This window comes from Micromonospora sp. B11E3, assembly GCF_039871625.1.
Taxonomy (GTDB): Bacteria; Actinomycetota; Actinomycetes; order Mycobacteriales; family Micromonosporaceae; genus Micromonospora.
In genome coordinates this window covers 143,154-164,914 of record NZ_JBDPMC010000004.1, presented here as the reverse complement: position 1 = coordinate 164,914, position 21,761 = coordinate 143,154, and the positions used below count along the sequence as shown (strand labels likewise).

Annotated in this window: 23 protein-coding genes; all 23 read left to right on the top strand. The window is 68.8% G+C overall.

The genetic code is table 11. The annotated features are described in order from the left end of the window. The first annotated feature begins 153 nt into the window (after nt 1-153). A complete protein-coding gene (locus tag ABGB16_RS03980) occupies nt 154-3,585 on the top strand; it encodes a DNA-directed RNA polymerase subunit beta (protein ID WP_347666566.1) in 3,432 nt (1,143 codons plus the stop codon). 165 nt (nt 3,586-3,750) lie between these two features. Beyond that, nucleotides 3,751-7,638 carry a DNA-directed RNA polymerase subunit beta' gene (locus ABGB16_RS03975; RefSeq protein ID WP_347666565.1) on the top strand — a complete coding sequence of 1,296 codons (3,888 nt, stop codon included), beginning with the start codon at nt 3,751-3,753 and terminating at the stop codon, nt 7,636-7,638. Between the two features lie 117 nt (nt 7,639-7,755). Beyond that, nucleotides 7,756-8,124: a hypothetical protein gene (locus tag ABGB16_RS03970; RefSeq protein ID WP_347666564.1), complete on the top strand. Its 369-nt coding sequence runs from the start codon at nt 7,756-7,758 to the stop codon at nt 8,122-8,124. Nucleotides 8,125-8,929: 805 nt separating this feature from the next. Continuing rightward, the gene (locus tag ABGB16_RS03965; RefSeq protein ID WP_347666597.1) at nt 8,930-9,298 is read left to right on the top strand and encodes a hypothetical protein; all 369 of its coding nucleotides are present in this window, start codon (nt 8,930-8,932) and stop codon (nt 9,296-9,298) included. A gap of 722 nt (nt 9,299-10,020) precedes the next feature. After that, nucleotides 10,021-10,395 (top strand): 30S ribosomal protein S12, encoded by a 375-nt coding sequence (rpsL, locus tag ABGB16_RS03960; protein WP_014440718.1) that lies wholly within the window; start codon nt 10,021-10,023, stop codon nt 10,393-10,395. Nucleotide 10,396: 1 nt separating this feature from the next. Further along, a complete protein-coding gene (gene rpsG, locus ABGB16_RS03955) occupies nt 10,397-10,867 on the top strand; it encodes a 30S ribosomal protein S7 (RefSeq protein ID WP_013735957.1) in 471 nt (156 codons plus the stop codon). A gap of 76 nt (nt 10,868-10,943) precedes the next feature. Then, on the top strand, nt 10,944-13,040 hold the full coding sequence (gene fusA / locus ABGB16_RS03950; protein ID WP_347666563.1) for an elongation factor G: 2,097 nt from the start codon (nt 10,944-10,946) through the stop codon (nt 13,038-13,040). Nucleotides 13,041-13,263: 223 nt separating this feature from the next. Next, on the top strand, nt 13,264-14,457 hold the full coding sequence (gene tuf, locus ABGB16_RS03945) for an elongation factor Tu (protein ID WP_347666562.1): 1,194 nt from the start codon (nt 13,264-13,266) through the stop codon (nt 14,455-14,457). A 355-nt stretch (nt 14,458-14,812) separates the two neighbouring features. Continuing rightward, nucleotides 14,813-15,121, top strand: a complete 309-nt coding sequence (gene rpsJ, locus ABGB16_RS03940; protein WP_007073037.1) for a 30S ribosomal protein S10 — start codon at nt 14,813-14,815, stop codon at nt 15,119-15,121. Between the two features lie 11 nt (nt 15,122-15,132). Further along, the gene (gene rplC, locus ABGB16_RS03935) at nt 15,133-15,798 is read left to right on the top strand and encodes a 50S ribosomal protein L3 (protein WP_347666561.1); all 666 of its coding nucleotides are present in this window, start codon (nt 15,133-15,135) and stop codon (nt 15,796-15,798) included. Continuing rightward, complete coding sequence (gene rplD / locus ABGB16_RS03930; protein ID WP_347666560.1) at nt 15,795-16,445, top strand: 50S ribosomal protein L4; 651 nt, start codon at nt 15,795-15,797, stop codon at nt 16,443-16,445. The genes rplC and rplD overlap by 4 nt, the downstream gene beginning before the upstream one ends. Further along, the gene (gene rplW, locus ABGB16_RS03925; protein WP_088982052.1) at nt 16,442-16,744 is read left to right on the top strand and encodes a 50S ribosomal protein L23; all 303 of its coding nucleotides are present in this window, start codon (nt 16,442-16,444) and stop codon (nt 16,742-16,744) included. Before rplD ends, rplW begins: the two co-directional genes overlap by 4 nt. Before the next feature lie 12 nt (nt 16,745-16,756). Continuing rightward, on the top strand, nt 16,757-17,596 hold the full coding sequence (rplB, locus tag ABGB16_RS03920) for a 50S ribosomal protein L2 (protein ID WP_347666559.1): 840 nt from the start codon (nt 16,757-16,759) through the stop codon (nt 17,594-17,596). A 15-nt stretch (nt 17,597-17,611) separates the two neighbouring features. Next, nucleotides 17,612-17,893, top strand: a complete 282-nt coding sequence (rpsS, locus tag ABGB16_RS03915; protein WP_095563690.1) for a 30S ribosomal protein S19 — start codon at nt 17,612-17,614, stop codon at nt 17,891-17,893. Nucleotides 17,894-17,933: 40 nt separating this feature from the next. Further along, nucleotides 17,934-18,392 (top strand): 50S ribosomal protein L22, encoded by a 459-nt coding sequence (rplV, locus tag ABGB16_RS03910; RefSeq protein WP_145773679.1) that lies wholly within the window; start codon nt 17,934-17,936, stop codon nt 18,390-18,392. Continuing rightward, entirely contained in the window at nt 18,392-19,258 is an 867-nt protein-coding gene (gene rpsC, locus ABGB16_RS03905; RefSeq protein ID WP_347666558.1) for a 30S ribosomal protein S3, read from the top strand. Before rplV ends, rpsC begins: the two co-directional genes overlap by 1 nt. A gap of 3 nt (nt 19,259-19,261) precedes the next feature. Then, nucleotides 19,262-19,687 (top strand): 50S ribosomal protein L16, encoded by a 426-nt coding sequence (gene rplP, locus ABGB16_RS03900; RefSeq protein ID WP_043965519.1) that lies wholly within the window; start codon nt 19,262-19,264, stop codon nt 19,685-19,687. After that, nucleotides 19,687-19,923: a 50S ribosomal protein L29 gene (gene rpmC, locus ABGB16_RS03895; protein WP_347666557.1), complete on the top strand. Its 237-nt coding sequence runs from the start codon at nt 19,687-19,689 to the stop codon at nt 19,921-19,923. Before rplP ends, rpmC begins: the two co-directional genes overlap by 1 nt. Beyond that, complete coding sequence (gene rpsQ, locus ABGB16_RS03890) at nt 19,920-20,207, top strand: 30S ribosomal protein S17 (protein WP_347666556.1); 288 nt, start codon at nt 19,920-19,922, stop codon at nt 20,205-20,207. The genes rpmC and rpsQ overlap by 4 nt, the downstream gene beginning before the upstream one ends. A gap of 97 nt (nt 20,208-20,304) precedes the next feature. After that, nucleotides 20,305-20,673: a 50S ribosomal protein L14 gene (gene rplN, locus ABGB16_RS03885; RefSeq protein WP_007073026.1), complete on the top strand. Its 369-nt coding sequence runs from the start codon at nt 20,305-20,307 to the stop codon at nt 20,671-20,673. Beyond that, nucleotides 20,670-20,990 (top strand): 50S ribosomal protein L24, encoded by a 321-nt coding sequence (rplX, locus tag ABGB16_RS03880; protein WP_211372506.1) that lies wholly within the window; start codon nt 20,670-20,672, stop codon nt 20,988-20,990. The genes rplN and rplX overlap by 4 nt, the downstream gene beginning before the upstream one ends. Further along, nucleotides 20,990-21,559, top strand: coding sequence for a 50S ribosomal protein L5 (gene rplE / locus ABGB16_RS03875; RefSeq protein WP_145773674.1), 570 nt, complete (start codon nt 20,990-20,992; stop codon nt 21,557-21,559). The genes rplX and rplE overlap by 1 nt, the downstream gene beginning before the upstream one ends. 1 nt (nt 21,560) lies before the next feature. Next, entirely contained in the window at nt 21,561-21,746 is a 186-nt protein-coding gene (locus tag ABGB16_RS03870) for a type Z 30S ribosomal protein S14 (protein WP_007073023.1), read from the top strand. Nucleotides 21,747-21,761 lie beyond the last annotated feature (15 nt).

Sequence of the window (21,761 nt, the reverse complement as noted above, 5' to 3'; positions counted from 1 at the left end):
ACAGCGGTTAGCCTCTCGGCTACACTGCTAGTTTGCGCTGCCTTCCGACTTGACCCCTGCTCGGAAATGTCCGTTTATGGATATTTCTGGTGGGGTCATTGGAGTGCACGCGTACCAGCCGTTCTGCAGCACCGGTCCTCGGAAGGACGCATCTTGGCAGCTTCCCGCCCTGCGAAGACCAGTCGTACGTCGAGCGCTTTCGCGCCCCGCCGAGTCTCTTTCGGCAGGATCACCGAACACCTCGAGGTCCCCAACCTCCTCGCCATCCAGAACGAGTCCTTCGACTGGCTCGTCGGCAACGAGGCTTGGCAGGGCCGGTCGGCGGACGACCCGCACGCACGCTCGGGTCTCGCGGAGATCCTCGACGAGATCAGTCCCATTGAGGACTTCTCCGGCACCATGTCGCTCTCCTTCTCGGCCCCGCGCTTCGACGAGGTCAAGGCCTCGATCGAGGAGTGTAAGGAGAAGGACCTGACCTACTGCGCCCCGCTGTTCGTGACGGCGGAGTTCACCAACAACACCACCGGCGAGATCAAGAGCCAGACGGTGTTCATGGGTGACTTCCCGATGATGACGCCCAAGGGCACGTTCATCATCAACGGCACCGAGCGGGTCGTGGTCAGCCAGCTCGTCCGTTCCCCGGGCGTCTACTTCGACAAGCAGCCCGACAAGACCTCCGACCGCGACCTCTCCAGCGTCAAGCTCATCCCGAGCCGGGGTGCCTGGCTGGAGTTCGACGTCGACAAGCGCGACACCGTCGGCGTCCGTATCGACCGTAAGCGCCGGCAGGCCGTCACGGTGCTGCTCAAGGCCATCGGTTGGTCGGCGGAGCGGATCCGCGAGAAGTTCGGCTGGTCCGAGCTGATGATGACCACGCTCGAGAAGGACCACATCGCCGGCCAGGACGAGGCACTGCTCGACATCTACCGCAAGCTGCGCCCTGGCGAGCCGCCGACCCGCGAGAACGCCCAGACCCTGCTGGACAATCTCTTCTTCAACCCGAAGCGGTACGACATCGCCAAGGTCGGTCGGTACAAGTTCAACAAGAAGCTCGTCCTGGACGTGCCGATCACCACCGGCACGCTGACCGAGGACGACATCGTCGCCACCGTGGAGTACCTGTGCCGGCTGCACGCCGGTGAGGAGGGCTACGAGGCCGACGACATCGACCACTTCGGCAACCGCCGGATCCGTACCGTCGGCGAACTCATCCAGAACCAGGTCCGGGTCGGCCTGTCCCGGATGGAGCGGGTCGTCCGCGAGCGGATGACCACCCAGGACGTCGAGGCGATCACGCCGCAGACCCTGATCAACATCCGTCCGGTGGTGGCGGCGATCAAGGAGTTCTTCGGCACGTCGCAGCTGTCCCAGTTCATGGACCAGACCAACCCGCTGGCGGGCCTGACCCACCGGCGGCGGCTGAACGCGCTCGGCCCGGGTGGTCTGTCCCGGGAGCGGGCCGGCTTCGAGGTCCGTGACGTTCACCCGTCGCACTACGGCCGGATGTGCCCGATCGAGACGCCGGAAGGCCCGAACATCGGTCTGATCGGCGCCCTGTCCACCTTCGCCCGGGTCAACCCGTTCGGGTTCATCGAGACGCCGTACCGGAAGGTCGTCAACGGTCGGGTCACCGACCAGATCGACTACCTGACGGCGGACGAGGAGGACCGGTTCGTCAAGGCGCAGGCCAACGCCCCGCTGAAGTCCGACGGCTCCTTCGCCGAGGACCGCGTCCTGGTCCGCCGTAAGGGCGGCGAGACCGAGGACGTGGCGCCGGAGGCCGTGGACTACATGGACATCTCGCCGCGGCAGATGGTGTCCGTCGCGACCGCGATGATCCCGTTCCTCGAGCACGACGACGCCAACCGCGCGCTCATGGGCGCGAACATGCAGCGCCAGGCGGTGCCGCTGGTCAAGGCCGAGTCGCCGCTGGTCGGCACCGGCATGGAGTACCGTGCCGCCGTCGACGCCGGCGACGTGGTCGTCGCCGAGGTCGGTGGCGTCATCGAGGACCTGTGCGCCGACTACATCACCGTCCACCAGGACGACGGCCACCGCCGGACGTACCTGCTGCACAAGTTCCGCCGCTCCAACGCCGGCTCCTGCGTCAACCAGAAGCCGGTCGTCTTCGAGGGCGACCGGGTCGAGGCCGGCCAGGTCATCGCCGACGGTCCGTGCACCGACGAGGGCGAGATGGCGCTCGGGCGCAACCTGCTCGTGGCGTTCATGACCTGGGAGGGCCACAACTACGAGGACGCGATCATCCTGTCGCAGCGCCTCGTGCAGCAGGACGTCCTCACCTCGATCCACATCGAGGAGCACGAGGTCGACGCCCGGGACACCAAGCTCGGCCCGGAGGAGATCACCCGCGACATCCCGAACGTCAGCGAGGAGATGCTCGCCGACCTCGACGAGCGGGGCATCATCCGGATCGGCGCCGAGGTCGTCCCCGGCGACATCCTGGTCGGCAAGGTCACGCCCAAGGGCGAGACCGAGCTGACCCCGGAGGAGCGGCTGCTCCGCGCGATCTTCGGCGAGAAGGCGCGCGAGGTCCGGGACACCTCGCTGAAGGTGCCGCACGGTGAGACCGGCACGGTCATCGGCGTACGCACGTTCTCCCGCGAGGACGGCGACGAGCTGCCCCCGGGCGTCAACGAGCTGGTCCGGGTCTACGTGGCCCAGAAGCGGAAGATCCAGGACGGCGACAAGCTCGCCGGCCGGCACGGCAACAAGGGTGTCATCTCGAAGATCCTGCCGATCGAGGACATGCCGTTCCTGGAGGACGGCACCCCGGTCGACATCGTGCTGAACCCGCTGGGTGTGCCGTCCCGGATGAACATCGGCCAGGTGCTGGAGACGCACCTCGGCTGGGTGGCCAAGACGGGGTGGAAGGTCGAGGGCGACGACGTCGAGTGGAAGCGCCAGCTGCGCTCCATCGAGGCGCACGAGTCGGAGCCGGACACCAACGTGGCGACGCCGGTCTTCGACGGCGCCCGCGAGGAGGAGATCTCCGGTCTGCTCGCGTCGACCCTGCCCAACCGGGACGGCAAGCAGCTGATCGGCTCCAGCGGCAAGGCGCAGCTGTTCGACGGCCGCTCCGGCGAGCCGCTGCCGGACCCGATCGCGGTCGGCTACATCTACATCCTGAAGCTCAACCACCTGGTCGACGACAAGATCCACGCCCGGTCGACCGGCCCGTACTCGATGATCACGCAGCAGCCGCTGGGTGGTAAGGCGCAGTTCGGTGGCCAGCGCTTCGGTGAGATGGAGTGCTGGGCGATGCAGGCGTACGGCGCCGCGTACGCCCTGCAGGAGCTGCTGACGATCAAGTCCGACGACGTCCTGGGCCGGGTCAAGGTCTACGAGGCGATCGTCAAGGGCGAGAACATCCCGGAGCCGGGCATCCCGGAGTCGTTCAAGGTGCTGCTCAAGGAGCTCCAGTCGCTGTGCCTCAACGTCGAGGTGCTCTCCAGCGACGGGGTCGCCCTCGAGATGCGCGAGACCGACGACGAGGTGTTCCGGGCCGCGGAGGAGCTGGGCATCGACCTGTCCCGGCGCGAGCCGAGCTCGGTCGAAGAGGTCTGAGGTGGTGGTTCGGGGCAGGGCGACCCGCTCCGGCGCGGGGTTCCGGGGCGCGATGCGAAGCGGGCGCGCCGGAATCCGCGAGGTCAGGCTTGATCCCTACGCGGGTCGCCCTGCCCCGAACCCCGCTGGTTTGCTAGCAGTACAGACGACGACATAGGGGACATAGTGCTCGACGTCAACTTCTTCGACGAGCTGCGGATCGGCCTTGCCACCGCCGACGACATCCGTCAGTGGTCCCACGGCGAGGTCAAGAAGCCCGAGACGATCAACTACCGCACCCTCAAGCCGGAAAAGGACGGGCTCTTCTGCGAGAAGATCTTCGGCCCGCAGCGGGACTGGGAGTGCTACTGCGGTAAGTACAAGCGGGTCCGGTTCAAGGGCATCATCTGCGAGCGCTGCGGCGTCGAGGTGACCCGCTCCAAGGTCCGCCGCGAGCGGATGGGCCACATCGAGCTGGCCGCTCCGGTGACGCACATCTGGTACTTCAAGGGCGTCCCGAGCCGGCTGGGCTACCTGCTGGACCTCGCCCCCAAGGACCTCGAGAAGATCATCTACTTCGCCTCGTACGTCGTGACGAGCGTGGACGCCGAGGCGCGTCACCGCGACCTCTCGACGATCGAGAACGAGATCCTGGCGGAGAAGCGGCAGGCCGAGAACAGCCGCGACTCGGAGATCGAGAAGCGGGCCGCCAAGCTCGAGGCCGACCTGGCCGAGCTGGAGGCCGAGGGTGCCAAGGCGGACGTCCGGCGCAAGGTCAAGGAGGGCGGAGAGCGCGAGATGCGCCAGATCCGCGACCGGGCCCAGCGCGAGATCGACCGCCTGGACGAGGTGCTCGACACCTTCCGCAAGCTGGATTCGAAGCAGCTGGTCACCGACGAGCTGCTCTACCGGGAGCTGCGCGACCGGTTCGGCGAGTACTTCACCGGCGGCATGGGCGCCGAGGCCATCAAGGCGCTGGTCCAGAACATGGACCTCGACGCCGAGGCCGAGAGCCTGCGCGAGACCATCCGTACCGGCAAGGGCCAGCGGAAGATCCGGGCGCTCAAGCGGCTCAAGGTCGTGGCGGCGTTCCTGAACACCCGCAACTCGCCGCTCGGCATGGTGCTCGACTGCGTCCCGGTCATCCCGCCGGACCTGCGCCCGATGGTGCAGCTCGATGGTGGCCGCTTCGCGACCAGCGACCTGAACGACCTGTACCGCCGGGTGATCAACCGGAACAACCGCCTCAAGCGGCTGATCGACCTCGGCGCGCCCGAGATCATCGTCAACAACGAGAAGCGGATGCTCCAGGAGGCCGTCGACGCGCTGTTCGACAACGGCCGCCGCGGCCGGCCGGTCACCGGCCCGGGCAACCGTCCGCTGAAGTCGCTGTCCGACATGCTCAAGGGCAAGCAGGGCCGGTTCCGGCAGAACCTGCTGGGCAAGCGCGTCGACTACTCCGGCCGTTCGGTCATCGTGGTCGGCCCGAAGCTGAAGCTGCACCAGTGCGGCCTGCCCAAGCAGATGGCGCTGGAGCTGTTCAAGCCGTTCGTGATGAAGCGGCTGGTCGACCTCAACCACGCGCAGAACATCAAGTCCGCCAAGCGGATGGTCGAGCGGCAGCGGCCGGTCGTGTGGGACGTGCTGGAAGAGGTCATCGGCGAGCACCCGGTGCTGCTGAACCGTGCGCCGACCCTGCACCGTCTGGGCATCCAGGCCTTCGAGCCGCAGCTGGTCGAGGGTAAGGCCATCCAGATCCACCCGCTGGTCTGCACCGCGTTCAACGCCGACTTCGACGGTGACCAGATGGCGGTGCACGTGCCGCTGTCCGCCGAGGCCCAGGCCGAGGCGCGGATCCTGATGCTCTCGTCGAACAACATCCTCAAGCCGGCCGACGGCAAGCCGGTCACCATGCCCACCCAGGACATGGTCATCGGCCTGTACCACCTCACCCACCTCACCCCGGGTGGCAAGGGCGAGGGCCGGGCGTTCAGCTCGGACGCCGAGGCGCGGATGGCCTTCGACAACGGCGAACTGCACCTGCAGGCGCCGGTGAAGATCCGGCTGCGCGGGCTGGTCGGCGTCGACAACGGCGCGGGCGCCGAGCCGTGGGTCGCGCCGGAGGGCTGGGTCGAGGGCGACCCGGTGACCGTCGAGACCACCCTGGGCCGGGTGCTGTTCAACGAGACGCTGCCGCCGGGCTACCGCTTCGTGAACTACGAGATCCGCAAGGGCCAGCTCTCCGCGATCGTCAACGACCTCGCCGAGCGCTTCCCGAAGGTGGCCCTCGCGGCCACCCTCGACGGGCTCAAGGAGGCCGGTTTCCACTGGGCCACCTGGTCCGGCGTGACGATCGGCATGGAGGACGTCATCGCTCCGCCGCGCAAGCGGGAGATCCTGGAGCGGTACGAGAAGGAAGCCGACCGGATCGACAAGCAGTACCAGCGGGGTCTGATGACCGCCGAGGAGCGCCGCGGCGAGCTCATCGAGATCTGGACCAAGGCGACCAACGAGGTCGCCAAGGAGATGGACACCGCGCTGCCGCAGGAGAACCCGCTGTGGAAGATGATCAACTCGGGTGCCCGCGGTAACCTGCTCCAGCTCCGCCAGATCGCCGCGATTCGTGGTCTGGTGGCCAACCCGAAGGGCGAGATCATCCCGCGGCCGATCAAGGCCAGCTACCGGGAGGGTCTGTCCGTGCTGGAGTACTTCATCTCCACGCACGGTGCCCGCAAGGGTCTCGCCGACACCGCGCTGCGGACCGCCGACTCGGGTTACCTGACCCGTCGTCTGGTGGACGTCTCGCAGGACGTCATCATCCGCGAGGAGGACTGCGGCACCGACCGGGCCATCCCGATGCAGATCGGCGAGCGGCGCGACGGCAAGCTGTACATCCACGAGCACGCCGAGACCAGCGTGCACGCTCGGACCCTGGCCGACGACATCAAGGGGCCGGACGGCACCGTCGTCGCCGAGCGGGGTCAGGACGTCAACTCCATCCTGGTCGACAAGATCGTCGCCGCCGGGGTGGAGACGGTGCGGGTGCGCAGCGTGCTCACCTGCGAGTCGAAGCTGGGCGTCTGCGCGGCGTGCTACGGCCGCTCGCTGCCGACCGGCAAGACCGTGGACGTCGGCGAGGCGGTCGGCATCATCGCCGCCCAGTCGATCGGTGAGCCCGGTACGCAGCTGACGATGCGTACGTTCCACACCGGTGGCGTCGCGGGTGAGGACATCACCCAGGGTCTGCCGCGTGTCCAGGAGATCTTCGAGGCCCGCGTCCCGAAGGGCAAGGCGCCCATCGCCGACACCCCGGGCCGGATCCGGATCGAGGACGGCGAGCGCTCGCGGAAGATCATCGTGGTGCCGGACGACGGCAGCGACGAGATCGTCTACGACAAGATCTCCAAGCGGGTCCGGCTGCGGGCCCACGACGGGGACCACGTCGAGGTCGGCGAGAAGCTCACCGAGGGCACCATCGACCCGCACGAGCTGCTGCGCATCCTCGGCCCGCGCGCGGTCCAGGTCCACCTGACCCAGGAGGTCCAGGAGGTCTACCGCTCGCAGGGTGTGCTCATCCACGACAAGCACATCGAGATCATCATCCGCCAGATGCTCAAGCGGGTGACGGTCATCGACTCCGGCTCGACCGAGTTCCTGCCGGGCGTGCTGGTCGACCGGGCGCTGTTCGAGTCGGAGAACCGCCGGCTCGTGTCGGAGGGCGGCGAGCCCGCCGCCGGTCGCCCGGTGCTGATGGGCATCACCAAGGCCTCGCTGGCCACGGACTCCTGGCTGTCGGCGGCCTCCTTCCAGGAGACCACCCGGGTGCTGACGGACGCGGCGATCCACGCCCGCAGCGACTCGCTGATCGGCCTCAAGGAGAACGTGATCATTGGTAAGCTCATTCCGGCCGGTACGGGCATCAGCAAGTACCGCAACGTCCGGGTCGAGCCGACCGAGGAGGCGAAGGCCAAGGTCTACTCGATGACCGGATACCCGGAGACCGACTACGGCTTCGGGCCGGCCAGCGGGCAGGCGGTTCCGCTGGACGACTTCGACTTCGGGTCGTACCGCTAAAGCAGGACACGACGAGGCCCCCGGCACCCGCCGGGGGCCTCGCCGCGTTTCCGGCGGGACACCGCCATATGGCGGTAGCGGGACGGGCCGGTCGGCGGAGCGGGGCATGATGGGTGCATGACGATCGCACCCGGGCAGGTGCCCGTCGCGCAGTACGGGGCGCGCCACCCGCTCGACCCCGACCCGGTCCGCTCCAGCAAGGCCCGCGCGGTCTTCGCCCTCGGCCTGCTCGGCGCGCTCACCGGGCTCTTCCTCGGCGGGGTGGTCCCGGCCACGCTCGCCCTCGTACTGTCCCGGCAGGCCCGCCGGGAGGCGTACGCGTCCGGAGGCTTCCTCACCGGGGCGGACTGGCTGCGCCGGGGCGAGCGGCTGGCCTGGGCCGGGCTGGTCCTGGTCGCGGCGGCCCTGGTCGTCGCGGTGGTGATCGGCGTGGTCCGGCTGGCCGGCGACCCGTACGGGCACGACTTCGCCCCGAACGTGGACTGACCGTGTCGGGGAATGCCCGTACGCGCGTCCGCGGGCTCGGCCCGGCGGCGGTAGCCTGGCCGGTGCCCGTGTCCCTCACGCGATCGCGTCGATGGCCAAGTTCGCCATCGTCGGCCCGACGGTGGACACCGACCCGCGACAGGAGGCCCTCGTGACGGAACCGGCGCCGCCCTCGGGCGACCCGGCGGAGCGACCCGCCGCGCCCCCTGACCCGGCGGGCCCTGCGCCGGGGGAGAGCCCGTGGGCCAGGCCGAGGCCCGACGGGGGCTCGCAGTCGCGCATCGCCCCGGAGGTCGCCTCCGTGGAGTACGCCCCACCACCGGTCTCCCCGCCGCCAGCGGAGGCGCCGGGCGAGGCACCGGCCGCGCCGGCCGGAAATCCCGGGGTCCCCGCCGGTCCGCTCGCGCAGCCCGGCTCCGCGGCGCAGTCCGGTTCGGTCGCGCAGTCCGATCCGCTCGCGCAGTCCGGCTCCGCGGCAGAGTTCGGCTCGACGCCGCAGCAGGGCTCCGCACCGCAGTCCGGTACCACGCCGACGGTCGGACAGTCGCCGACGGTGGGCCCCGGACCGCAGGCCGGGCCGGGGCCGTACCTGGGGGCGCCGCACCCGGGCCCGCTTTCCGGCGGGCACGCGCAGCCGCCCGGGGCGTACCCGGGGCCGGCGGCCTGGCCGGGGCAGCCCGCCGGGGCGCACCCGGGCTACCCGGGCCAGCCGGCGGTCGGCGCCTGGGGCGGCCCGGGCGCGAGCTGGGGTCGGGTCCCCCCGCCGCCGCGGGAGGCTGCCCGGCCGCCGAAGCGGGTCGAGCCGGTGCCCGGAACGCCGTTCGGCGTGGTGCACCTCGACGTGCCCCCGGTGACCTCCGGGCTCGCCGTCGGGTCGCTGGTCGCCGGGATCGCTTCGGTCCTGGTGTCCGTCCTGGTGATCTGTGTCGGCGCGGCGGCCGGGTCCCAGGGCGTCTGGGCCGCCGGCGTGTTCACCGTGCTCGGCGTGCTGGTCGGCGCGGGGGCCGTCGTCGCGGGCCTGCTCGGCATGCGGCAGATTCGCCGGCCGGCGCCCCCGCCCGCGGTGCGCTTCACCGGCCGCGGGCGGGCGGTGGCGGGGATCAGCTGCGGGGCCACGGGGCTGGTGCTCAGCCTGCTCGGGCTGGGGCTGGCGTTGTTGCTGGGACTCGGCTGACGGCAGCGGCGGCGGAGCCCGGCGGACGAGATCTTGGTGCGAAACGGCCCCCAGAGGGGCCGAAATCGTCCAAGAATACTGAGCTGGAGCCGAACGGCCGTCGGAGCGAGCCGAAGGCGGCGGGGCCGCGGCGTGCCCGGAGGCGGGCGGGCGGCGGTTCGCTCGAGGCGTGAGGCCGTGGGGCGGGTTCGCCTCGGGGTGGGGGGTGGGGCTGGGCGGCGGTTCGCTCGAGGCGGGCGGGAGTAGGGCCCCGGATCCGGTCCGCGCGGGGGCGCCGGGCCGGATCCCACGGGAGCCGTTACACTTGTTGCCGTAGGTGCCCATCGCGGGTGGGCAGGCACGACGGTTCGGCCGGCAGGGCGGTGACGCGATCTCCGGGACCTCTCCGTTTTGACCTGTGCGGCTGTGATAGGTACTCTTTCCCCTTGTGCCCGGGCCTGCCCGGGCAACTCGTGCGTGCGCTGGACCCGGTCGACCCGGTGATCGCGCGGCGACACGACAGAGCCAAAGACCCGGTGCGCGAGACGACCGCGTGCCGGTGACAGAAATCCGGTGCGCGCGCGAGCGACGGCGCCGGGTCCGTGAGCTGGGCGACACGCCCGACCGCGGGTGCCGGGACCTCCGCAAGGTGGCCCTGGCCGGAATGTAGGAGAGCCGACCACCGGGTCGGCTACGGCAGACGGCGCGGTCGCTTCGGCGGCCGAAGGGAGCGGAGAAACCCGGTGCCCACGATCCAGCAGCTGGTCCGCAAGGGCCGCCAGGCGAAGACGAGTAAGACCAAGACCCCGGCGCTGAAGGGTTCCCCTCAGCGGCGCGGCGTGTGCACCCGCGTGTACACCACCACCCCCAAGAAGCCGAACTCGGCGCTGCGCAAGGTCGCTCGTGTCAAGCTCAGCAGCCAGATCGAGGTGACCGCCTACATCCCGGGCGTGGGTCACAACCTGCAGGAACACTCGATCGTGCTCGTGCGCGGCGGCCGTGTGAAGGACCTCCCCGGCGTGCGGTACAAGATCGTTCGCGGTTCGCTGGACACCCAGGGTGTCCGCAACCGCAAGCAGGCGCGCAGCCGCTACGGCGCGAAGAAGGAGAAGAGCTGAGATGCCGCGCAAGGGACCCGCTCCGCGGAAGCCGCTGGTCGCTGACCCGGTGTACAACTCGCCGCTGGTCACCCAGCTCGTGAACAAGATCCTGCTGCGCGGCAAGCGGCAGCTCGCCGAGCGCATCGTGTACGCGGCCCTCGAGGGCTGCCGCGAGAAGTCCGGCACCGACCCGGTCGTCACCCTCAAGCGGGCGATGGACAACGTCAAGCCGACCCTCGAGGTGCGCAGCCGCCGTGTCGGTGGCGCCACCTACCAGGTGCCGGTCGAGGTCCGTCCGGCGCGGGCGACCACCCTGGGCCTGCGCTGGCTGGTCACCTACTCCCGCGCCCGGCGCGAGAAGACCATGGTCGAGCGGCTGATGAACGAGCTGCTGGACGCCAGCAACGGCCTCGGTGCCGCCGTCAAGCGGCGCGAGGACACCCACAAGATGGCCGAGTCCAACAAGGCCTTCGCGCACTACCGCTGGTAACACCCTGGTTCCGGCGCCGGCTTCGGCGCCGGAACCGCAGCCAGTTGTGTCGAGACGACGATAAGTAGGGATTGAAGTGGCCGCCGCAGACGCGCTCGCCAACGTACGCAACATCGGCATCATGGCGCACATCGATGCCGGTAAGACCACGACCACCGAGCGGATCCTGTTCTACACCGGTATCACGTACAAGATCGGTGAGGTCCACGAGGGCGCTGCCGTCATGGACTGGATGGAGCAGGAGCAGGAGCGTGGTATCACCATCACCTCCGCTGCCACCAAGTGTGAGTGGAAGGGCCACACGATCCAGATCATCGACACGCCCGGCCACGTCGACTTCACGGTCGAGGTCGAGCGGTCGCTGCGGGTGCTGGACGGTGCGGTCGCGGTCTACGACGGCGTCGCCGGCGTGGAGCCGCAGACGGAGAACGTCTGGCGTCAGGCGGACAAGTACAACGTTCCCCGGATGTGCTTCGTCAACAAGCTCGACCGGACCGGCGCGGACTTCTTCCGCTGCGTCCAGATGATGATCGACCGGCTCAACGCCACCCCGCTGGTGCTCCAGATCCCGATCGGGACCGAGGCCGACCACATCGGCGTCGTCGACCTGATCGGCATGCGCGCCCTCACCTGGCGTGGGGAGACCCAGAAGGGCGAGGACTACGCGATCGAGGAGATCCCGGCCGACCTCGCCGACACCGCCGCGGAGTGGCGCGAGAAGCTGATGGAGACCCTGGCCGACGTCGACGACGCGGTGATGGAGAAGTACCTGGAGGGCGAGGAGATCTCCGTCGAGGAGATCAAGGCCGCCATCCGCCGGGCCACGATCGGCGGCAAGGCCAACCCGGTGCTCTGCGGCTCCGCGTTCAAGAACAAGGGCGTCCAGCCGATGCTCGACGCCGTGGTCGACTACCTGCCGTCGCCGCTGGACATCCCGGCGATCGAGGGCACCGCGACCGACGGCGAGACCCCGATGCAGCGGAAGCCGTCGACGTCCGAGCCGTTCTCCGGCCTGGCCTTCAAGATCCAGACCGACAAGCACCTCGGCAAGCTCACCTACGTCCGGGTGTACTCGGGCGTGGTCGAGTCCGGGTCCCAGGTGGTCAACTCCACCAAGGACCGCAAGGAGCGGATCGGCAAGATCTACCAGATGCACGCCAACAAGCGGGAGGAGCGCAGCTCCGCCAAGGCTGGCGACATCATCGCGGTCCAGGGTCTGAAGCAGACCACCACCGGTGACACGCTGTGCGACCCGGCCAACCCGGTCATCCTGGAGTCGATGACCTTCCCGGAGCCGGTCATCGAGGTCGCCATCGAGCCGAAGACCAAGGCCGACCAGGAGAAGCTCAGCACCGCCATCCAGCGGCTGGCCGAGGAGGACCCGACCTTCCGCGTCAAGCTGGACGAGGAGACCGGCCAGACGGTCATCTCCGGCATGGGCGAGCTGCACCTGGACATCCTGGTCGACCGGATGCGCCGCGAGTTCAACGTCGAGGCGAACATCGGTAAGCCGCAGGTGGCGTACCGCGAGACCATCCGTCGCAAGGTGGAGAAGGTCGAGTTCACCCACAAGAAGCAGACCGGTGGTTCCGGCCAGTACGCCCGGGTAATCATCACCCTGGAGCCGCTGCCGCTGGACAACGACTCCCCGACGTACGAGTTCGCCAACGCCGTCACCGGTGGCCGTATCCCCAGGGAGTTCATCCCCTCGGTGGACGCGGGCGCCCAGGACGCCATGCAGTACGGCATCCTGGCGGGCTTCCCGCTGGTCGGCGTGAAGCTGACGCTGGTGGACGGTCAGTACCACGAGGTCGACTCGTCCGAGATGGCGTTCAAGATCGCCGGTTCGATGGCGCTGAAGGAGGCGGCCCGCAAGGCCGACCCGGCGCTGCTCGAGCCGATGATGGCCGTTGAGGTCACCACTCCTGAGGAGAACATGGGTGACGTCATCGGCGACCTCAACTCCCGCCGTGGCATCATCCAGGCGATGGAGGAGCGCGGCGGTGCCCGCGTCGTCCGCGCCCTGGTGCCGTTGTCGGAGATGTTCGGCTACGTCGGCGACCTGCGGTCGAAGACCCAGGGCCGGGCTAGCTACAGCATGCAGTTCGACTCGTACGCCGAGGTTCCGGCCTCGGTGGCGAAGGAGATCATCGCCAAGGCGACTGGTGAGTGACGCTCACCTGAGTTGATCCGATGGTCCGAGGTGGGTCGCGGGGGAGGGCCCCTCGCCCGCGGCCACCTCGGTCGGGTTGCGTGAGACCGGGCCTGTAGGCTTCACCGCCGCAGAACCCACAAAGGCTCTCCGGCCGTCAGGCCGGAAAGGCTGTCGACAGAGTCCTAAGCGCCGACCGGCGCGCCGGGGCGAACGAACCAAGAAAGTCCACAGGAGGACACCAGTGGCGAAGGCGAAGTTCGAGCGGACTAAGCCGCACGTCAACATCGGCACCATTGGTCACATCGACCACGGTAAGACGACGCTGACGGCGGCCATCACCAAGGTCCTGCACGACCAGTTCCCGGACCTGAACCCGTACACGCCGTTCGACGAGATCGACAAGGCGCCGGAGGAGAAGGCCCGCGGTATCACCATCTCCATCGCGCACGTCGAGTACCAGACCGAGGCGCGGCACTACGCGCACGTCGACTGCCCCGGTCACGCCGACTACATCAAGAACATGATCACCGGTGCCGCCCAGATGGACGGCGCGATCCTGGTGGTCGCGGCGACCGACGGCCCGATGCCGCAGACCCGCGAGCACGTGCTGCTGGCCCGCCAGGTCGGCGTGCCGTACATCGTCGTGGCGCTCAACAAGAGCGACATGGTCGACGACGAGGAGCTCCTGGAGCTCGTCGAGCTCGAGGTCCGTGAGCTGCTGTCGGCGCAGGAGTACCCGGGTGACGACCTGCCGGTCGTCCGGGTCTCGGCGCTGAAGGCTCTCGAGGGTGACCCGGAGTGGACCAGCAAGCTCCTGGACCTGATGAACGCCGTCGACACCGCGATCCCGCAGCCGGAGCGCGAGACCGAGAAGCCGTTCCTGATGCCGATCGAGGACGTCTTCACGATCACCGGTCGTGGCACGGTCGTCACCGGCCGCGCGGAGCGCGGCATCCTCAAGCCGAACGAGGAGGTGGAGATCGTCGGCATCCGCGAGAAGTCGCAGAAGACGGTCTGCACCGGCATCGAGATGTTCCGCAAGCTGCTCGACGAGGCCCGCGCGGGTGAGAACGTCGGTCTGCTGCTGCGTGGCATCAAGCGCGAGGACGTCGAGCGCGGCATGGTGGTCATCAAGCCGGGCACCAGCACCCCGCACACGGAGTTCGAGGCGACGGTCTACATCCTCTCCAAGGAGGAGGGCGGCCGGCACACCCCGTTCTTCCAGAACTACCGTCCGCAGTTCTACTTCCGGACCACGGATGTCACCGGTGTCGTCACCCTGCCTGAGGGCACCGAGATGGTCATGCCGGGTGACAACACCACGATGACCGTGAAGCTGATCCAGCCCATCGCGATGGAGGAGAACCTCAAGTTCGCGATCCGGGAGGGTGGCCGTACGGTCGGCGCGGGTCGCGTCACCAAGATCATCAAGTGAGCTGGGTAACCCCGATTAGCGTCGCCGCGGGTCGTGCGGCATACTAGTCAGGTTGCGTAACGACGGTTCATCGCCCGTGTCCGGCATCCGCTGGACCTCCGGGTCGTAGAACGGTCGCGCGTAGGGTGGTTGGCCTGCCCCTGGCGGCCAACCACCCTCGCACGGCGTCCGGGTCGCGGTGACCGCGATCGGCGCCCTGACCCATCGCGTGGTCGGTAAAGCTCCGGGACTCTGGGGCGGAGCCCGGCCCGAGGGCGCGACACGCCCGACCGCGGGGGTCGGCGGAAGTGGGCCTGTGCCAGCCGGCGCAGGCGCCCGCAACACAGCGGCATCGAGAGAAGGAACAGAAGCCACCATGGCGGGACAGAAGATCCGCATCCGGCTCAAGGCCTATGACCACGAGGTCGTCGACTCCTCGGCTCGGAAGATCGTCGAGACGGTGACGCGTACCGGGGCGCAGGTCGCTGGCCCGGTGCCGCTGCCCACGGAGATCAACCGTTTCTGCGTCATCCGCTCGCCGCACAAGTACAAGGACTCGCGCGAGCACTTCGAGATGCGTACGCACAAGCGGCTGATCGACATCATCGACCCGACCCCCAAGACGGTCGACTCGCTCATGCGCCTCGACCTGCCGGCTGGCGTCGACATCGAGATCAAGCTGTAGGGACCGGACAAATGGACAGGCAAGTCAAGGGGATCCTGGGCGCAAAGCTCGGCATGACCCAGGTCTGGGACAACAACCGCGTTGTCCCCGTGACCGTGGTTCAGGCCGGCCCGTGCGTCGTGAGCCAGGTTCGTAGCGCCGAGAAGGACGGCTACTCGGCGATCCAGCTGGCGTACGGCGCGATCGACCCGCGCAAGGTCAAGAAGCCGATCGGCGGCCACTTCGCGAAGGCGGACGTCGCGCCGCGGCGGCACATCGTCGAGCTGCGGACCACGGACGCCGCGGACTACTCGCCGGGCCAGGAGGTCACGGTCGAGGAGTTCCCGGCCGGCATCAGCATCGACGTCACCGGCAAGACGAAGGGCAAGGGCTACGCCGGCCCGATGAAGCGGCACGGCTTCCACGGTCTGCGCGCCAGCCACGGTGTCGAGCGCAAGCACCGCTCGCCGGGCTCGATCGGCGCCTGCGCCACCCCGGGTCGCGTCTTCAAGGGCACCCGGATGGCGGGCCGGATGGGTGGCGTGCGCTACACCGTCCAGAACCTGACCGTCCAGGCGGTCGACACCGAGAACAACCTCCTGCTCGTCCGCGGTGCCATCCCCGGTCCCAAGGGCGCGCTGGTCCTGGTCCGTACCGCGGCCAAGACCAAGGCGAAGAAGGGCGGTGCGGGCAAGTGACCACCGTTGACGTCCTCAACGTCGAAGGCACCAAGAGCGGCTCCGTCGAGCTGCCGGGCGACGTCTTCGACGTCCAGGCGAACATCGCGCTGATGCACCAGGTCGTGGTGGCCCAGCTCGCGGCCGCGCGCCAGGGCACGCACAAGACGAAGACCCGCGGTGAGGTAGCCGGCGGCGGCAAGAAGCCGTACAAGCAGAAGGGCACCGGTCGCGCCCGGCAGGGCTCGATCCGCGCGCCGCAGTTCGCCGGCGGTGGCGTGGTCCACGGCCCGGTGCCGCGCGACTACAGCCAGCGGACCCCGAAGAAGATGAAGGCCGCCGCCCTGCGTGGTGCCCTCTCCGACCGGGCCCGCGCGGGCCAGGTGCACGTCGTCGAGACGTTTGTCTCGGGCGAGAAGCCGTCGACCAAGGCAGCCCTGGCCACGCTGGCCAAGGCGACCGAGGCCCGTCGGGTCCTGGTCGTGCTGAGCAGCACCGACGAGCTGAACTGGGTGTCGCTGCGCAACGAGCCGCGGGTGCACCTGATCGAGGCCGGCCAGCTCAACACGTACGACGTGCTGGTGGCCGACGACGTGGTCTTCACCAAGGACGCCCTGGACGAGTTCCTCGGCGTGCCCGCCGAGACCACCGAGGAGGGTGGCAAGTGAGCACGATCGCCGACCCGCGCGACATCATCGTGGCGCCGGTCGTCTCGGAGAAGAGCTACAGCGAGCTGAACCGCAACTGGTACACCTTCCTGGTGCACCCGGACGCCAACAAGACCGAGATCAAGATCGCTATCCAGCAGATCTTCAACGTCCGCGTCCTGACGGTCAACACGCTCAACCGCGAGGGCAAGCGCAAGCGCACCAAGACCGGCTTCGGTCAGCGCAAGGCCACCAAGCGGGCGATGGTGAAGCTGGCTGACGGTGACCGTATCGAGGCCTTCGGCGGCCCGGTCAGCTGAGGGGTGTAGACAATGGCTATCCGTAAGTACAAGCCGACGACGCCGGGCCGGCGTGGCTCGAGCGTCGCCGACTTCGCCGAGATCACCCGGTCGACGCCCGAGAAGTCGCTGCTGGTGCCGCTGCCGAAGAAGGGCGGTCGCAACGCCCACGGCCGGATCACCACGCGGCACCACGGTGGCGGCCACAAGCGCCAGTACCGTCTGATCGACTTCAAGCGGGTCGACAAGGACGGCATCCCGGCGAAGGTCGCCCACATCGAGTACGACCCGAACCGCACCGCGCGCATCGCGCTGCTGCACTACGCCGACGGCGAGAAGCGCTACATCATCGCGCCGAAGGACCTGAAGCAGGGCGACGCCGTCGAGTCGGGCCCGGGCGCCGACATCAAGCCGGGCAACAACTTGCCGCTGCGCAACATCCCGGTCGGTACCACGATCCACAACGTGGAGCTGCGCCCGGGCGGCGGCGCCAAGCTGGCCCGCTCGGCCGGCGTCGGCATCCAGCTGCTCGGCCGCGAGGGCGCGTACGCCACCCTCCGCATGCCGTCCGGCGAGATCCGGCGGGTCGACGTGCGCTGCCGCGCCAGCATCGGCGAGATCGGCAACGCCGACCAGTCGAACATCAACTGGGGCAAGGCCGGCCGTATGCGGTGGAAGGGCAGGCGCCCGACCGTCCGTGGTGTCGCCATGAACCCGGTCGACCACCCGCACGGTGGTGGTGAGGGTAAGACCTCCGGTGGTCGCCACCCGGTCAACCCGCAGGGTAAGCCCGAGGGCCGCACCCGTCGTAAGGGCCAGCCGAGCGACCGGCTGATCGTCCGCCGCCGCTATGCCACCCGCAAGCGCGGCTAACAGGAGAGCTGACTTATGCCTCGCAGCCTGAAGAAGGGCCCGTTCATCGACGACCACCTGCTCAAGAAGGTGGAGACGCAGAACGACAAGGGCTCGAAGAACGTCATCAAGACCTGGTCGCGGCGCTCGACGATCATTCCCGAGATGCTGGGCCACACGATCGCCGTGCACGACGGGCGCAAGCACGTCCCGGTGTTCATCACCGAGGCGATGGTCGGGCACAAGCTCGGCGAGTTCGCGCTGACCCGCACGTTCAAGGGTCACGAGAAGGACGACCGGAAGAGCCGCCGGCGCTGACGCCGCGGGCATACGGATAGAGGAACAAGGGGTTACAGCGATGCCAGGAAAGGGCGACGCTCCGGTGCTTCCGGGCGCGCGGGCGGTTGCGCGGCACGTGCGCATCTCGCCGATGAAGGCGCGCCGGGTGGTCAACCTCGTCCGCGGCCTGCCCGCGAAGGAGGCGCTCACGGTGCTGCAGTTCGCGCCGCAGGCTGCGAGCGAGCAGGTGTACAAGGTGCTCGCGAGCGCGATCGCCAACGCGGAGAACAACGAGCGGCTGGACCCCGACGCGCTGCTCGTCAGCGAGGCGTTCGTCGACGAGGGCCCGACGATGAAGCGGTTCCGGCCGCGGGCGCAGGGCCGGGCGTACCGGATCCGCAAGCGGACCTGTCACATCACCGTGGCGGTCGAGGCGGTGGCGCCGGCCGCGCCGAAGAAGGCGGCGGCGAAGAAGGCGGCCCCGGCGAAGCAGGCCGAGCCAGCGGAAGCGCAGAGCACGACGGAGGGTGCCGAGTAATGGGTCAGAAGGTTCACCCCACTGGGTTCCGGCTCGGCATCTCGACCGACTGGAAGTCCCGCTGGTTCACCGACAAGCTCTACAAGGACTACATCGGCGAGGACGTCAAGATCCGCCGGATGATGTCCAAGGGGCTGGAGCGGGCCGGCATCTCGAAGGTCGACATCGAGCGCACCCGGGACCGGGTCCGCGTCGACATCCACACCGCCCGGCCGGGCATCGTCATCGGCCGTAAGGGCGCGGAGGCCGACCGGATCCGCGGCGAGCTGGAGAAGCTCACCGGCAAGCAGGTGCAGCTGAACATCATCGAGGTCAAGAACCCCGAGTCGGACGCGCAGCTGGTCGCCCAGGGCGTCGCCGAGCAGCTCTCCAGCCGGGTCAGCTTCCGTCGGGCCATGCGCAAGGCGATGCAGTCGGCGATGAAGAACCCGGTCTGCAAGGGCATCCGGGTTCAGGTCTCGGGTCGCCTCGGCGGCGCCGAGATGAGCCGGACGGAGTTCTACCGCGAGGGTCGCGTCCCGCTGCACACGCTGCGGGCCAACATCGAGTACGGCTTCTTCGAGGCCCGTACCACCTTCGGCCGCATCGGCGTGAAGGTCTGGATCTACAAGGGTGACGCGGTGCCGGGTCGGGAGACCCCGGCCGAGGCTCCGTCGCGCCCGCGCCGTGAGCGCGGTGACCGCCCCGAGCGGCCGCGCCGTGGTCGGTCCGGCTCCGCTGGCACGACCGCCGGTGGCACCGAGGCCGGCCGGGCTGCCGCGACCACCATCGCGCAGCAGGCCGAGACGCCGAGCGGCGAGCCGATCGACAGCGCTGCTGTCTCCTCGGCCGCTTCGACTCCGGCAGAAACGCAGCAGGAGGGCTGACAGATGCTGATGCCGCGCAAGCCCCCGAAGGGCTTCCGCAAGCCGCACCACCCGGACCGCCACGGCGCGTCCAAGGGCGGCAACCGGGTGGTGTTCGGTGAGTTCGGGATCCAGGCTCTCGAGCCGGCGTACGTGACCAACCGGCAGATCGAGTCGGCGCGTATCGCGATGACCCGTCACATCAAGCGTGGCGGCAAGGTCTGGATCTCGATCTTCCCGGACCAGGCCCTGACCAAGAAGCCGGCGGAAACCCGAATGGGTTCCGGTAAGGGCTCGCCCGAGTGGTGGGTCGCCAACGTCAAGCCGGGGCGGATCCTCTTCGAGATGTCCTTCCCCAACGAGCAGATCGCGCGAGAGGCGATGCGTCGCGCGATCCACAAGCTCCCGATGAAGTGCCGCATTGTTACGCGCGAAGTGGGTGAATCCTGATGGCAGCGGGCGTTAAGGCCTCCGAGCTGCGTGAGCACTCCGACGAGGAGCTGGTCACGAAGCTGCGCGAGGCCAAGGCGGAGCTGTTCAACCTCCGCGTGCAGGCCGCAACCGGTCAGCTGGACAACAACCGGCGGCTGCAGGTCATCCGTCGGGAGATCGCCCGGATCTACACGATCATGCGTGAGCGCGAGCTGGGTCTCTCGGCCGCGCCGACTGAGGTGACTGCGTCATGAGTGAGAACACCACCACCACCACCACCACCGCCGCGCGGGCCCGCCGGAAGGTCCGCGAGGGCCTCGTGGTCAGCGACAAGATGGACAAGACCGTCGTCGTCGAGGTCGAGGACCGGGTCAAGCACGCGCTGTACGGCAAGATCATGCGCCGGACCAGCAAGCTGAAGGTGCACGACGAGCAGAACGCCGCCGGCATCGGCGACCGGGTGCTGATCATGGAGACCCGGCCGCTGTCGGCCACCAAGCGGTGGCGGCTCGTGGAGATCCTGGAAAAGGCCAAGTAGCGAAGGCTCGAGCTCGCCCGGCGTCAGCCGGGCGCAGGTTCCGCCAGGCTCCGGCCGCGACAGGCGGCCGGAGAACCGGCAGACATAGGAGATAGACGTGATTCAGCAGGAGTCGCGACTGCGCGTCGCCGACAACACGGGTGCCCGGGAGATCCTGTGCATCCGGGTTCTCGGTGGCTCCGGTCGGCGCTACGCGAGCATCGGCGACGTCATTGTGGCCACGGTCAAGGACGCGATCCCGGGTGCCGGTGTGAAGAAGGGCGACGTCGTCAAGGCTGTCGTCGTCCGCACCGCCAAGGAGAAGCGGCGGCCGGACGGCTCGTACATCCGCTTCGACGAGAACGCCGCCGTCATCATCAAGGACGGCGGGGACCCGCGCGGCACCCGTATCTTCGGCCCGGTGGGTCGCGAGCTGCGGGACAAGCGGTTCATGAAGATCATTTCCCTCGCGCCGGAGGTGTTGTGACCGTGAAGGTCAAGAAGGGCGACACGGTCGTCGTCATCGCCGGCAAGGACAAGGGTGCCAAGGGCAAGGTCATCGCGGCCTACCCGCGGCAGGACAAGGTTCTGGTCGAGGGCGTGAACCGGGTCAAGAAGCACACCCGCATCAGCACCACCCAGCGTGGCGCCAAGACCGGTGGCATCGTCACCCAGGAGGCCCCGATCCACGTCTCGAACGTGCAGGTCCTGGACTCCGACGGCAACCCGACCCGCGTCGGGTACCGGTTCGACGAGAACGGCCAGAAGGTTCGCATCGCGCGTAGCACCGGTAAGGACCTGTGATGACCACGGCTACCGAAACCAAGACCATGCCGCGCCTCAAGGAGCGGTACCGCAACGAGATCGTGGCCAAGCTGCAGGAGCAGCACAACTACGGCAACCCGATGCAGGTGCCGCGGCTGGTCAAGATCGTCGTGAACATGGGTGTCGGCGAGGCCGCCCGGGACGCCAAGCTGATCGACGGCGCCGTCCGCGACCTGGCCACCATCACCGGCCAGAAGCCGCAGGTGCGCCGGGCGACCAAGTCGATCGCGCAGTTCAAGCTCCGCGAGGGCATGCCGATCGGCGCGAAGGTCACCCTGCGCGGCGACCGGATGTGGGAGTTCCTGGACCGGCTGCTGTCGATCGCGCTGCCGCGTATCCGTGACTTCCGCGGTCTGGACGGGCGCAAGCTCGACGGGCACGGCAACTACACGTTCGGCCTGACCGAGCAGTCGGTGTTCCACGAGATCGACCAGGACAAGATCGATCGGCAGCGGGGCATGGACATCACGGTGGTCACGACCGCCACGACCGACGACGAGGGCCGGGCGCTGCTGAAGCTCCTGGGCTTCCCGTTCAAGGAGAACTGAGATGGCCAAGAAGGCGCTGATCCTCAAGGCGGCCGCGAAGCCGAAGTTCTCGGTTCGCGCGTACACCCGCTGCCAGCGGTGCGGGCGTCCCAAGGCGGTCTACCGCAAGTTCGGTCTCTGCCGGGTCTGCATCCGGGAGATGGCCCACCGCGGTGAGCTGCCGGGCGTGTCCAAGGCTTCCTGGTAAGGGCTGCCGCGCCCC